The organism is Acetivibrio straminisolvens JCM 21531 (assembly GCF_000521465.1).
GTDB lineage: Bacteria > Bacillota > Clostridia > Acetivibrionales > Acetivibrionaceae > Hungateiclostridium > Hungateiclostridium straminisolvens.
This window is the reverse complement of sequence record NZ_BAVR01000015.1, coordinates 53,464-67,453: the sequence shown is the minus strand read 5'-3', so window position 1 is coordinate 67,453 and position 13,990 is coordinate 53,464. Positions and strand designations below refer to the sequence as shown.

12 protein-coding genes and 2 pseudogenes are annotated in these 13,990 nt (G+C 38.0%); 3 read left to right on the top strand and 11 right to left on the bottom strand.

Annotation, left to right across the window (positions count from 1 at the left end; translation table 11 throughout):
* Window positions 1-110: 110 nt before the first annotated feature.
* A complete protein-coding gene (locus JCM21531_RS06020) occupies window positions 111-512 on the bottom strand; it encodes a putative ABC transporter permease (RefSeq protein WP_038288261.1) in 402 nt (133 codons plus the stop codon).
* A gap of 205 nt (window positions 513-717) precedes the next feature.
* Here JCM21531_RS06020 and JCM21531_RS06015 point away from each other — a divergent pair, with 205 nt between their 5' ends.
* Together JCM21531_RS06015 and glgP are read left to right on the top strand one after the other, a co-directional pair.
* Window positions 718-1,251 (top strand): DUF3267 domain-containing protein, encoded by a 534-nt coding sequence (locus tag JCM21531_RS06015; protein WP_038288258.1) that lies wholly within the window; start codon window positions 718-720, stop codon window positions 1,249-1,251.
* Between the two features lie 344 nt (window positions 1,252-1,595).
* Window positions 1,596-4,162, top strand: a pseudogene (gene glgP / locus JCM21531_RS06010) (alpha-glucan family phosphorylase).
* Between the two features lie 95 nt (window positions 4,163-4,257).
* Here the strand turns inward: glgP and JCM21531_RS20905 are convergent.
* The 9 genes and pseudogenes from JCM21531_RS20905 to fba all read right to left on the bottom strand — a co-directional run bounded on the left by JCM21531_RS20905 (window position 4,258) and on the right by fba (window position 11,788).
* Window positions 4,258-4,875, bottom strand: a complete 618-nt coding sequence (locus JCM21531_RS20905; RefSeq protein ID WP_243467300.1) for an endonuclease Q family protein — start codon at window positions 4,873-4,875, stop codon at window positions 4,258-4,260.
* A complete protein-coding gene (locus JCM21531_RS20900) occupies window positions 4,845-5,435 on the bottom strand; it encodes an endonuclease Q family protein (protein ID WP_243467299.1) in 591 nt (196 codons plus the stop codon). Before JCM21531_RS20900 ends, JCM21531_RS20905 begins: the two co-directional genes overlap by 31 nt.
* A gap of 70 nt (window positions 5,436-5,505) precedes the next feature.
* Window positions 5,506-6,495, bottom strand: a complete 990-nt coding sequence (locus JCM21531_RS06000; protein WP_038288255.1) for an acyl-CoA dehydratase activase — start codon at window positions 6,493-6,495, stop codon at window positions 5,506-5,508.
* Window positions 6,464-7,578: pseudogene (locus JCM21531_RS25035) on the bottom strand (CoA protein activase). The gene JCM21531_RS06000 and the pseudogene JCM21531_RS25035 overlap by 32 nt, the downstream one beginning before the upstream one ends.
* Entirely contained in the window at window positions 7,550-8,542 is a 993-nt protein-coding gene (locus tag JCM21531_RS05990) for an acyl-CoA dehydratase activase-related protein (protein WP_038288253.1), read from the bottom strand. The pseudogene JCM21531_RS25035 and the gene JCM21531_RS05990 overlap by 29 nt, the downstream one beginning before the upstream one ends.
* Window positions 8,543-8,600: 58 nt before the next feature.
* Complete coding sequence (locus JCM21531_RS20895; RefSeq protein ID WP_243467298.1) at window positions 8,601-9,143, bottom strand: tetratricopeptide repeat protein; 543 nt, start codon at window positions 9,141-9,143, stop codon at window positions 8,601-8,603.
* A gap of 29 nt (window positions 9,144-9,172) precedes the next feature.
* Window positions 9,173-9,997, bottom strand: a complete 825-nt coding sequence (locus JCM21531_RS20890; RefSeq protein WP_243467297.1) for a peptidylprolyl isomerase — start codon at window positions 9,995-9,997, stop codon at window positions 9,173-9,175.
* Window positions 9,998-10,201: 204 nt separating this feature from the next.
* A complete protein-coding gene (gene lepB, locus JCM21531_RS05980) occupies window positions 10,202-10,771 on the bottom strand; it encodes a signal peptidase I (protein ID WP_038288288.1) in 570 nt (189 codons plus the stop codon).
* 87 nt (window positions 10,772-10,858) lie between these two features.
* Entirely contained in the window at window positions 10,859-11,788 is a 930-nt protein-coding gene (gene fba / locus JCM21531_RS05975) for a class II fructose-1,6-bisphosphate aldolase (RefSeq protein WP_038288251.1), read from the bottom strand.
* 245 nt (window positions 11,789-12,033) lie between these two features.
* On the opposite strand from fba, the gene JCM21531_RS05970 reads away from it, so the two are divergent.
* Window positions 12,034-13,281, top strand: a complete 1,248-nt coding sequence (locus JCM21531_RS05970) for a 6-phosphofructokinase (protein WP_038288248.1) — start codon at window positions 12,034-12,036, stop codon at window positions 13,279-13,281.
* A 44-nt stretch (window positions 13,282-13,325) separates the two neighbouring features.
* On the opposite strand, the gene JCM21531_RS05965 is transcribed toward JCM21531_RS05970, so the two are convergent.
* Window positions 13,326-13,676 carry a hypothetical protein gene (locus JCM21531_RS05965; RefSeq protein ID WP_038288244.1) on the bottom strand — a complete coding sequence of 117 codons (351 nt, stop codon included), beginning with the start codon at window positions 13,674-13,676 and terminating at the stop codon, window positions 13,326-13,328.
* Window positions 13,677-13,990 lie beyond the last annotated feature (314 nt).

Here is a 13,990-nt window from a genome sequence, read left to right as displayed (position 1 = left end):
CCTCAATAAAATAATTAATCTTTGAGCAATATTTTTCCCCTGCTTTAAAAAACCCAAAATCCGATACCTCTCCCATCAGGTACCGATTTTAGATGCATTTCATTTTTTAGTTAAGCAATCTTATAGATATCAAGGGTTTCATGAATGCGCTCAAATATCAGTCCTGCCACAAACCATGCAGGAGCATAATCAATTCTTACGAGATTATCCACTGCAAACGGCCCGGTATAAAACCAGGGGGCAGCTCCAAAAATATTAGTCAACAGAAGACCGCTTGCGTATTCTATTCCCCAAATTATTACCACCCAGATAAGACCTCTGATTTGCCACCTCCATTGTTTTATAATATCGTGAATAGGTTCTAGAAAAACGGCACATCCATATATAAAGAACATCCAGATACTTGTATATCCCTGCAGTTTCAAATCTCCCGTCAAAAATGAGTGTAGTCCGGTCCAGATAATTTCCATGCTCCATCCGATCAATCCATAAATAAATAAACGTTTCATCATAGATTTATTTTCTTCACTTTACATTACTTTTATTAATAGAAATTAATTGCTATAAATGAAAATCATGATATATACCTCTCATTTTTTCACACAATTAAAAGTCCATAGAATAATTATATCTTTCTTTGCCAATTATATATAACAAATATCCAAGTGAGTTTTAGTGCTTATTAACGATTTAATTATTTTGCAAAGAGGTGCTGATTTGACAAAAATAGCGGAATTTAAACTAAACAGCTTTAATTCTTTCTTTATTAACTTTATAGCTTTATTAATTTTTTCACTGGGCTTTGCACTGATTCTATCCATAACCGGAATAGAGCCTTGGTTGGCATATATAGAAACAACAATTTACAACGGCCAAATACTAGGCCTTTTCGCGACTCTTTTGGGAGTTGTTATACTTCATGAGCTGCTTCACGGACTGGCATATATTATTTTCGGCGCAAAACTGAAATTTGGCATAAAATATTTAAATATTTATACGATGGATATATCAGGAACATTTTATACAACTTTTGAGATGGTTGTGATATTGTTGTTTCCGATTTTTGTGCTGACAGGTTTGCTTTTGATATCGGGAATCCTTTTTCCTGGCTTGATTTATTGGATGATAATCGCAATCTTGTATAATATATCCGGTTCATTTGGTGATATTTTTATGCTGATCATTATTCTATTTATGGGCAAAAACTGCAAAATCAAGGATGAGGAATATGGATTCAGTATATATACATAAGAATAAATAAAAAATATAGAGAAAATTTTTCAAAAAATACTACCAAAAATAATTTAATTGTGATATCATATTGGATAAGAATCTAGGTAATCATATCCATATTCTAAGCCATTTCACTAAGTGAGATTCGGCTAAAAGCGGAGGGGATCAATCTTTCCGTGCTTTTATAGTAAATGTCTTATTGGTATCACATTAAAGCTGTTAGTAATATACTCAAGTTAGTAATATATTCAAATAGTAAATTATTTGGTTCTTTCATAAAAATTTCTATAAAATAAATATTTATGTTATTTATTATTCAAAAAAGGATAATAATATAGCATATACTAAAATGGAGGGTGCCTATGTATCTTTTTGGAAAAATTACTGTAACAGCTGTAATACCTGACGAACTATCTAAACTGAAAGACATTGCGTACAATCTGTGGTGGTCATGGAACTCTGAAGCTATCGACCTTTATAGGGAAATCGACCTTGCTTTGTGGGAAAAACTCGGAAAGAACCCGGTAAGATTTCTCAAGGAAGTAAGCCAGAAGAAGCTTGAAGCCAAGCTCAACGATCCTGACTATATGCAAAGATATAGGAAAGTAGTGGAAGATTACGAAGCATACATGAGCGAAACCGATACATGGTTTTCCAGAAATTTTCCAGACAAAAAAGACCATATGGTAGCTTACTTCTCTGCAGAATATGGATTAAATGAAGTACTCCCTATATATTCAGGGGGCTTGGGCGTATTGTCGGGGGACCACTGCAAATCAGCAAGCGACCTAGGAATACCTTTTACAGCAATAGGCTTATTCTATAAAGAAGGATATTTCAGCCAACACATAAACTCGGAAGGATGGCAAGAAACAATATTTACTCCGCTAAACCCATCAAACCTTCCAATAAAACCGGCCTTAAATGACAAAGGTGAAGAGGTAATCATTAGCGTAGAACTGCCCGGCAGAGTCGTATATGCAAAAGTTTGGGTAGTTAAGATAGGCCGTGTAAATTTATATTTAATGGATACCGACATTGATCAAAACAGTCCTCACGACAGAGCCTTACTGCCAGACTCTACGGCGGAAACCAGGAGACAAGAATACAACAGGAAATTTTCCTTGGAATAGGTGGCGCAAGAGTACTTGACGCTTTAGGCATAAAAGCTACAGTATATCATATGAATGAAGGACACTCGGCTTTTCTTGGACTGGAGCTTATCAGAAAGCTGGTTCAAAACCACAATCTTCCTTTCAGTCATGCAAAAGAAGTCGTTGCTTCTTCTGTTATATTTACTACCCATACACCTGTACCTGCGGGTAACGATGTGTTCCCGTTGGAAATGATAGACAGGTATTTCGGAAATTATTGGCCGTCTTTAGGCATAAGCAGACATGAGTTTTTAGACTTAGGATTGAAAATCGGAGAACATCACAACTTTAATATGACCGTCCTTGCCCTGACACTTTCAGGACAGAAAAACGGAGTAAGCGAGCTTCACGGCGCCGTATCAAGAAACATTTTCAGAAATGTATGGCCGGGAATACCTGAGGATGAAGTGCCGATTGACCATATTACAAACGGTATTCATACTCTTACATGGCTTTCTCCGAGCATCAAGTATCTTTATGACAAATATCTCGACAAGGACTGGAAAGAGCGTCTTTATGCAAAGGAAGTATGGGATAAAGTTGACGAAATTCCTGACGAAGAACTTTGGAAAACTCATTGTGTCTTAAAGACAAAAATGATTGGCTATATACGCGACAAACTTAAAGAGCAGAGGGCGGCAAACGGTGAGTCCATCGAAAGAATCAAGGAGGTTGACACTCTGCTTGATTCCAATGCTCTAACTATCGGGTTTGCAAGAAGATTTGCCACCTATAAGAGAGCAAATCTGATATTCAGAGACCTTGCCCGAATTCAGAGGCTTCTAAACAATCCCGAAAGGCCGATGCAGATAATATTCGCAGGAAAAGCCCATCCGGCAGACGGACCTGCTCATGAAATCATAAAACACATTAACGATATCGCAAAACAAGAAGGCTTTAACGGCAAAGTTATTCTGGTAGAAAACTACAATATGACCCTTGCCCGCAATATGGTTCAGGGAGTGGACATTTGGCTCAACAACCCCAGAAGGCCTCTTGAAGCCAGCGGAACCAGCGGACAGAAGGTGGGTATAAACGGTATAATCAATTTCAGCGTGCTGGACGGTTGGTGGTGCGAAGGCTATAACGGCAAAAACGGTTGGGCAATAGGAGACGATACTTTCTACGATAACGAATATCATCAGGATAACGCCGACAGTGAATCAATCTACAACATACTGGAGAAGCAAATTATACCTACTTTCTTTGACAGGAATGAAAAAGGCATACCGGAAAAGTGGGTAAAAATAATGAAGGAATCAATAAAGACCATCGCTCCCGAGTATAGTACTCACAGGATGGTTCAGGACTATACAAACAAGTATTACATTACTTCAATGGAAAGATACGATAAGATAAAAGCAAGCAATTATCAATTCGCTATCAATCTTTCAGAATGGAAGAAAAAGGTTGCACATTTGTGGCCTCAGGTGCAAATAATTGCCGATAAAACTGCGAACCAATTGAAGGAAAGAAACTTTATATCCGGTGAAACCATCCCGATTTACGCCACAGTTATTCTTGGTGGTCTTGAGCCTTCAGACGTAAAGGTTCAAGCCTACTATGGAACTATCGGCAGCAATAATACTATTGAAAAGCCTGAAATTATTGATATGAACTTGGTTGAAAAGAACAGTGACGGAACTTACCTCTATTCCGCAAACATTACTTTGTATGAAGGCGGCGAGTACGGATATACCTTCAGGGTAATTCCTCATAATCCGGATATCATCAATCCATTTAATCTGGGACTTATTAGGTGGATTGTGCAGTAACAAAAGCTCATATATTCATAAAAGGCAGGAAGGTTTGTATTAAATCTTCCTGCCTTTGTTAGTATTTACAGAAATCAATAAGTTTCTGTAAATTATCATGCCTCTATTTTTCCGTATACACCTCCGCCGCCGGCCTCAATAGAAAGTTTCCCTTCCCTTGACAGCACAATATTTCTCGCTATATCCTCATTTACCACCTTTGTCAACTCATCGTAAGAAGCATAATGCAGCACCTTCATTTCACTTCCGAAAAAGTCTATAAGCCTGTCTATAGTTTTCGGACCTACTTTAGGAAGAAACTCCAGCGGAACCTGATAAAAATAAGGATGTCTTTTTTCCATCAGGGGATTCTCCCTGTCCCTTATTATCATAAGCCTGTCCTTTACACCTACTACCACACGGTGCTTATCGGAAACAGGGCATTTTAGTACCGGCGCCTCTCCTTTGATTACTGAGTCACAGACCAAGCAATAAGTTCTGTGATATTTTCCAAGCTTAGGATCCAATCCGAAATTCGCCTTGATTCTTCTTCCGTCAATTCCTTTAAAAGCTTTTAGTATTTCCTCATAACTGGGGTCTTCCATTTCTAATATATTATATTCCCTGCCCATTTTTGACAGCGAGTGGGCATCGGAGTTGCTGATAAATGCCTTGCCGTCAAGCTCCATTAGCTGTGATGCCATCATCGAATCGGCACTAAGCCCAAGCTCCACAGCGGGAATTTTCTCAAAGGATTTCTCGTCAAATATCTTAAGAAGCTGTCACAGCAATTGCCATAAAAGCTCTTGTATGGAGTGAAAACATGAGCCGGAATAAAGGTACCGCCGTAAAAGTCAACCAAATCTATAAGCTGCCGGGCTGTTAATCTGCACATATAGGAACAGTTATAGATATTTTTAATGTAATTTTTCATGGCTCCGGCAAAATCTTTGATTGATTTTAATGTTGGAAAAAAACAAAGCGAATGGGAGCTTCCGCCTTTTTCTTCATGTGTCTCAAGCTCAGCTCCCAATATCAATATCTGACCCTTTCTGTACTCCATTCCTCCGCCCCGTTTCTCTATGAGCTCACCTCTATCCATAAGCTCTTCGATATCCTCAATAACATAAGGAGATAAACAGTCAACCGCACCAATAACATCTATACCCTTTCTTGTGTAGGATTCGTATGCTATATTTTCAAAAGTAAGATTATTGGCAGTTGCTTTCTTTATCTCTTTTCCTTTTGAAGACCTTCCAATATGGACATGAAGATCTACAAAATATTCTTTCATAGTATCCCCCTCTTTTACTTAAGCCCTGCCTTTAATACTAAACGAAATTTTTTTGATTTTCAACTGATTATCAGCTTACACTTTGATTCTCTCTCTTTACTGAAGACCACTTTCCGCACCGGTCGCCCCAGCATGCTACAACCGCATCATTTGATACTATTTCAATTACTTCGCACATGTTGGAACAACCGTTGCATTCTATGCTCCTGGCTCTAAAATCGTTCTGGGTATTCTCAAAACCGAAGAAGTTTGTGCTTCTACCGTTTTTGAGCACCTCCTCCTTGGCTATAAGCGCGGCTCCATACGCTCCCATTACATCATAGTATTGAGGTATTATTATCTTTTTTTCTATCGCCCTTTCAAAGGCAGCCACAATTCCCACATTTGCAGCAACTCCCCCCTGAAAGACTATGGGTTCTTCGATATCTTTGCCTTTTGCCAAGTTGTTTAGATAATTTCTAACCAGAGCTTCACAAAGGCCGTTAATAATATCCTCAACGCTGTGCCCCGTCTGTTGTTTGTGTATCATATCCGATTCCGCAAATACCGCACACCTTCCTGCTATTCTTACAGGAGTCTTGGACCTTAGTGCAAACGTTCCGAATTCTTCAATCGGTATTTCAAGCCTTGCAGCCTGCCTGTCGAGGAAAGAACCTGTTCCGGCCGCACAGACTGTGTTCATGGCAAAATCATAAATTATTCCTTTCTTTAGAATGATTATCTTCGAATCCTGTCCTCCTATTTCTATTATAGTCTTTACCTCAGGCACAAGCTTTTGTGCTGCAATTGCATGAGTTGTAATCTCGTTCTTAATAATGTCAGCCCCTACAATTACACTGGCAAGTTGTCTGCCGCTTCCTGTAGTTCCTACTCCGCTTATCTTCACATCCTTACCAAGCCTTTGGTAAAGGGTCTTCATCCCATTTCTTAGTGCATTTATGGGCTGTCCGCTTGTCCTTAAATAAAGCTTGTCTACTATCTCATCCTTTTCATTGATTACCACAAGGTTTGTGCTGACCGAGCCAACATCAATTCCCAGATAATGCGAGGTTTTTAACAACTTCCCCTCTCTCCCTTCTTTTATTAAGTAAATCTACAAAGGCTTCTATTCTGGTCATATATCCTGCTTCCCCCGTCATCTCATCAATAATCAGGGTAAGAATGGGTATATTATAATCCCTTTCCACAGCAGGAAGTATGCTTTCTGCCACAATCTCCGGCATACATGTCAGCGGATAGATTTGAATTATTCCGTCAAAGCCGTTTTGAGCATAAATCACTGTATTCCCTATAGTTTCTTGTGCATGCCCTCCTATCATGGTTCCAAGATAAGGTTTTGCAGCCTCAGCATAGCCTTTATCTTTTGTAAACGGAACGACTGCTTTCAATATATGTTCAATTATCCAGCCGCTGATGGTATTTGCCCTATATACTTCCACCCCCATATTGCCTAAAATAGAATCAATATTAAAACTGGTATAAGAGTCTATGGTCGTATAAATTTCTCCTACGATACCAACCTTTAGCGGCATGAAATCCTTGTCTATTTCCAATTTCAACAGTTGATTCTTGGTGTTCTCTACAAGCTTTAAAATCTCTTGAGATCCTTTTACATCCACCACTGTCCTTTGAAAGTTTTCATAGATTCTGTCGGTGCTTCCCTTTATAAGCTCCCTCGGCCGATTTTAAATGCCAGCCTTTCAAGTTCATCCACCCTTTTTGCCACAAGGGTCGTATTTTTTATTACATTTAAAATCCTGTATATATTCAGACTCCCGGCAAGCTTTTTGATTTTCCCGATAAAATTCACAATATCGCCTTCCGGAGGCTCCAAAACTATCACTTCCATGTCATACCCATTGTCGCAAAGTATTTCCCTGCTCATCTCGCAATAATAACCAAATCTGCAAGGCCCCCGCCCACCGGCAGTCAGTATTGTATCCGCTCCTTTTTCATAAGCCTCAATATAATTGCCAATATTAATCTTAAGGGGCAGGCATGCCATTTCAGGAGCATACTTTGTTCCTATTTCCAGCGAACGTTTGCTGCTTAAAGGAGGAATAACATAGTCTGCTCCGATATCGTCTAAAAGCGCTTTAACCGCAATATATGTATTACCCATATGCGGAAACGTTATTTTCATTTTTATACCTCCATCTGATCATATCGATAAATGCGTCAAGTCTTGTATCCATACCTGCCTCGCCGGAATGTTCGTCCAACGTCAAAACGATAAAGGGAATATCCTTTGTTTTTCTTATTTTCCTTTCTGCCAAATCACAGACAAACGAATCTACTCCACAGCCAAAACTCATTAGATATATTATCCCGTCAATATCTTCCCTTTCTAAAAAATGCAGAGAGCTTCCGTATGCTCTGCTTCCAAAATTCCAGAACATCTTTTTCGGAAGCAAACCGGCATTTCTTTTTATAATTTCATCCTCCACCATATCTACGGTTATTATTTTGGCTCCCCTTTTCCTTAACTTATCTATCATATCCATATTGATAAAGCTGTCGTATAGGTTGTAGACATGACCTATTACGGCAATGTTTAGCTCAGGTTCATTGCTCTTTTTAATTACATTGAGTTTTTTGTCTAAAATGTCAGAGGGAAGTACCCCCTGTTTTACTTTCGCTTTGAATTCCCCAAAGCTTTCCAAAGCCTTTTTATATGCATTCTCTATTTTTCTTTCATCCTTAGTAAAAAAACGGCCTATCTCCATTGCAGCTTTTCTGGCATTTTTTTCGGATTTTCTTAGGTTAATTTCCGTATCAATTAACGGTGGCAGATCCTTTATGCTGTTTCTTATCATATCAGGCAATCCACCGAATTTCGGACATATATATTCTTTTTTCGATATACTTGTAAATCTGGGTATGAATAAATAATCTACCTTGTCCTTGATATTCATAACATGACCGTAAAAAATTTTTACGGGCAAACAAGCCTCAGCAACACATGACTTTGTTCCTTCATCCAAGATTTTACTTGTGCTGTAATCAGACAACACTACTTCCGTATTAAGCTCCTCAAAAAAAGTTTTCCAGAGGGGATAATACTGATAATAAAATAAAGCTCTGGGTATTCCGACTTTTACGTCCATTTTCAACACCTCAGAGCTTATTATTTACTTACAAGACACCGATTATTCAAAATTATATTTATCCTTTGAACTTCTCAGCTATTTTCTTCAGTCTCTCATCTATTCTCTTTACACCTTCGTCAATACCCTGATCTAAATACATTCTTCGAATCAAATCCAGATAATACGTATTGTCTGCAGCCTTTTTTTCAGCCTCTTTCAACAACTCCTCGGCCATATCCTTGCTGCCGGCGTTAAATTCTCCCTCTGCCTGGTAAATATAAAACTCGACATAAGAAGGATTATCTTTAATCGCCAATTGGCCCATTTCAATAAGCTTGGTCCAATTTTCGGCATGCTTGTATGCATCACATGCCCGTTCAATAAAGTAGATGTCCTTTTCGGTCATATAAAGTTCTTCATAGCATTTTCCGGCTTCACTATACTGCCCCTCCCTGAAAAGTCTAAACGCTTTCATTGCCGGGTCTGTTATTTCGATATCATAGTTTTTCTTGTATTCTTCAAACCATTCCTTGTATACATCGGAACTCATAAACTTTTCTACTGTAAAAAGCTCTGCATACTCATCCCTGGTTCTGTAAAATTCCGTAACCTTGTCCACATATACAATTTCGTAACCTCTGGCAACCTCTATAGCTCCAGCAATTGCCCGGCCTCTGAAGTGAAAACCGCATTGTCAAAGACCTCCTCATTAAAACCTGCTCTAAGTTCCTCTACAACACCGCCGGATTCCCGAGTTTCCTCATCATCGGAATATTCCTTTGCCAAACTCTCAAAGTCTTCATTATTATTAAGCCTGTTATAAATTTCATCGGCTAAATTTTTAGCCTCCTCCTTGCTTCGTTCCTGGCTGGAAATAAATATGTGCTTTATGTTGACTTTTTTGTTTTGAATCTTGTGTTTTTCGTACCCTTCGTCAAGTTCCTGCTCGGTCAAAGTCACGTTTTTCTCCTTAGCAGCCTTGTATAAAGCTTTGTGCCTTAAAATGTATTCCTTGATTCCGGCCTTCATCTCTTCTTCGTTTGCATAGCCTTGGGAACTCATAAATGTACCCAGAGACGAATCGGAATATCTCGGTTTTACAAACCTGCTTATGTAATCTTCCACTTCACTGTCCGTCGCTGTTACCCCGGATTTGTTGTTTACATAGTCCTCCAGCAACATCCTTTCAATTACCTGATCTAAAAACATATCATTACGTTCAAACTCATTCATTCGCAGAACTTCTGCATTTCTTTTATACTTTTCAAAAAATTTATTGCTTTCTTCCTTCATAATGTCACTGCTTACATAAGTGCCGTTAATTTTAAGAACTTCAAACCTTGAGTCATTATTTGGTTCTTCAGGTATGTTTCTTTTTGAAAAATAATTATACCCACATACCGATGCAATAATTATAGCCGCAATCAAAACAACTATACCGGTTATAACAGCTATTTTCTTTTTGTCTGCCATATTGACTAACCCCCACATAGAATTTTTGAAACATGTAAATCTCGTTATGAGGCGAGTCCTGATGGTAATATGTATAAATCCATTATCACGCCTTAATTCAATATTATCACACTTTTGTCCCATAGTTCAATGTTATTCATCAAAAGTAGGCTCAATAGAAAAAGCTCAGAATCATTCCATCTGAGCCTGTATAGCAAATTTGTATTACCATAAAATCTTAAATCCTTTAAAATATTTAAATAGAGCCTTCCCGATAATTTTTTCCTTTTTTACATACTTATTTTTCCATTCTCTTGAATCCATCGAACCGTTTCTATTGTCTCCCAACATAAAATAGCTGCCTTCCGGAACGTTATAGGGACCAAAGTCTCCCCATGTCTTTTCTTTAATATAGGGTTCCTCAAGAAGCTCTCCATCAATATACACTTTCCCATCCTTTATTTCCACCGTTTCATTCGGAAGCCCGATAACCCTCTTAACATAAAGCATCTCTTCATTGTCCGGAAACTTAAACACTACAATGTCTCCTCTTTCAGGCTCGGAAAAATAGTAATGAATCCTGCTTGCAATAATTCTATCCCCGGGCATAATAGTGTTTTCCATCGAGCCGGTAGGAACATATGCGTTTACAATTACATACCTGACAAGCAAGAGGGCTACTACCACCGCTCCCAACAAATACAAAGACCAGCTTATAATTTCTTTAAAAATCTCTTGCTTCTTGTTATTGTTTCCGTTATCGGTAGTTTCAAGGTTATCCATATTTGCATCCATGCCTTTCTCTTTATAAATGTTTATTCGCAAACATAAAAAGTGAAGGCCATTATTCGACCTCCACCATAATGTAAGATATTTCAAATATTAAGCTTTTCCGTCGCATCCGAGAACATTTACAATTTTATGTTTAACCATCTCTTTTATTGCGCTTCTTGCAGGACCTAAGTATTGTCTTGGGTCAAAGTGTGACGGATTTTCAGCAAAATACTTTCTGATTGTTCCAGTCATAGCAAGCCTTAAGTCTGAGTCTATGTTTATCTTACAAACAGCCATAGAAGCAGCCTTTCTCAGCATATCTTCCGGCACACCTTTAGCTCCAGGCATATTTCCGCCAAACTTGTTAATCATTTCAACATATTCAGGCATAACTGAGGATGCACCGTGTAAAACAATCGGGAAGCCCGGAAGTCTTTTTTCAATTTCTTCCAATATATCAAATCTTAATTTTGCTTCTCCTTTAAATTTGTAAGCTCCATGGCTTGTACCGATAGCTATAGCCAAGGAATCAACTCCTGTTTTTGCAACAAACTCTTCAACCTGGTTAGGATCGGTATATGCTGCATCTGCCTCAGACACATTAACATCATCTTCTATACCTGCAAGTCTTCCCAACTCTCCTTCAACAACAACACCCTTTGAATGAGCATAGTCAACAACCTGCTTTGTAAGCTTTATATTTTCTTCAAAAGGTAAGTGAGAACCGTCAATCATAACGGATGTAAATCCACCGTCAATACATGATTTACAAAGTTCGAAGCTGTCACCGTGGTCAAGATGCAAACAGATAGGAAGTCCTGTTTCTTCAATAGCTGCTTCAACGAGTTTTACAAGGTATGTATGATTTGCATACTTTCTTGCTCCGGCAGAAACCTGAAGAATCAATGGAGCGTTAACTTCTTTTGCTGCTTCTGTAATACCCTGAATGATTTCCATATTGTTAACATTGAATGCACCTATAGCATATTTGCCTTCATAGGCCTTTTTAAACATTTCAGTACTAGTAACTAATGGCATATTTTCAACTCCTTATAAAAATATAGTGTATTAGTTATTATAGCCACACTTGTTAAGTTTTTATCATATTTATTTTACCAAATTCAAATCTAAAATCAAGGATAAAATAAAAATTATTTGATATTTTTGGTTCAAGTAGAATTGCAATTCAAAATCAATTATGTTATATTTTTATTTAGTTGTGTTAAAAACTAATTTTATACAAAAGAACACATTCATTTTACATATTTTAAGGAGGTTTTAGTATGAGCCGTTTAGAAGGTGCATGCATATTCGGACAGTCTGGCGGTCCAACGTCAGTTATCAATGCAAGTGCGGCAGGTGTTATCCAGGAAGCTTTAAAGCAAGATTGTATTACGGCTGTTTATGGAGCAGCTCACGGAATTAAGGGTATTTTGGAAGAAAACTTCTTTGATATGAGCAAAGAAGATTCATATGAATTGGATCTTTTAAAAACTACCCCTTCCTCAGCGTTAGGTTCCGTAAGATACAAACTCAAAAATGCCGATGAAGATGAGACAGATTACAAGAGACTCTTGGAAGTATTCAAGAAATACAACATCAGATACTTCTTCTATAATGGCGGAAACGACTCAATGGATACCTGCAACAAAGTCAGCAAATACATGCAGAAAGTTGGCTATGAGTGCAGAGTTATGGGTGTTCCGAAGACGATAGACAACGACCTCTGGGGAACAGACCACTGCCCGGGTTACGGAAGTGCTGCAAAATACATTGCTACATCTACTATGGAAGTTTATCATGATGCAAGAGTATATGACACAGGAATGATAACAATCCTCGAAATTATGGGAAGAAATGCAGGTTGGCTCACTGCCGCTTCAGCTTTAGCTTCTTACAAAGGCAATGGACCTGATTTAATATATCTTCCTGAGGTTCCCTTTGACTTGGATAAATTCATTGAAGATACAACAAGAATCTACAAGCAAAACGGAAAAGTTATTGTTGCCGTATCTGAAGGTATCAAGGATAAAGACGGAAAATATATATCCGAATACGGTTCGGACCTTGCAAAAACAAAAGACTCCTTCGGACATGCACAATTAGGTGGTCTTGCTTCCACATTGGCAAACATTGTTAAGGAAAAAACCGGTGCAAAGGTTCGCGGCATAGAGTTCAGCCTTCTCCAAAGATGTGCTGCTCACGTTGCTTCCCTTACCGACGTAAATGAAGCTTACCTTGCAGGGCAGTCAGCTGTAAAATATGCTGTTGAAGGAAAGACAGACTACATGGTTGCATTTGAAAGAGGAGAAGGTCCTGAATACAAGTGCAATATCAAGCTCTTAAATCTCAGTGAAGTTGCAAATACTGAAAAGAAAGTTCCATTGGAGTGGATTAAACCTGACGGAACAGGTCTTACACAAGACTTTATCAATTATGCTCTTCCATTAATTCAGGGAGAATCAAAGTCACCTATCGAAGATGGACTTCCAAGGTTTGCAAAACTCAAAAAGGTTCTTGCAAAGAAGTAAATATGATTTAATTAAAAACGATAACGACCGTCTGGGTATAAAACTCAGGCGGTCTTGTTATTGCTGCTTTTTTCATCGATTTTATTATAAAGCTCATACAACCTTTGAACTCCATTCTCCAATTTATAATAATGTGCAATATAAGGTATCAAAAGTATTAATAAAAGAAGGGCCACAAGCAATATCTCCAGCTTCTCGGAAACCGCAGCCGCAAGAACAGATATAAGAAAGAAAAGTCCAAAAAACAAAGTTACCAGTAAATGTACCAGCCGCTCATGCTGCAGAAATTCAATCTGCGTTTTATGATAACTCCTGAAACTTTCCCAGTCAGAGCAGTTATTCTTAGCTAGAGCTTCCTTTACCAATTCCTCATGCTTTATCAAATATTTAACCATATATAGATCACCTCCTTCTTCCATCTTAGGACAATTTTTTCATATATTATTTATTATATATAGTATCGGCAAAAAAGTCTATCCGGGTCACCTATGGGAATTGCCTTTTCAAAGGGTAGTTTTTATAAAAAAAAAAATTCAAATGCATGAAATATCGCGAAATCTTGCATCCCAGGGAGAAAACAGTCATAATTTCTTGATAACTTCAAAATTTGATTTTATAAAGTAATGCATTTCCCTTTTTCAGTTATGGACGCAGATTTAAATTAATGTTAAAATGTTATCAATGTGTTTAATTAGATTAAATTAAAATG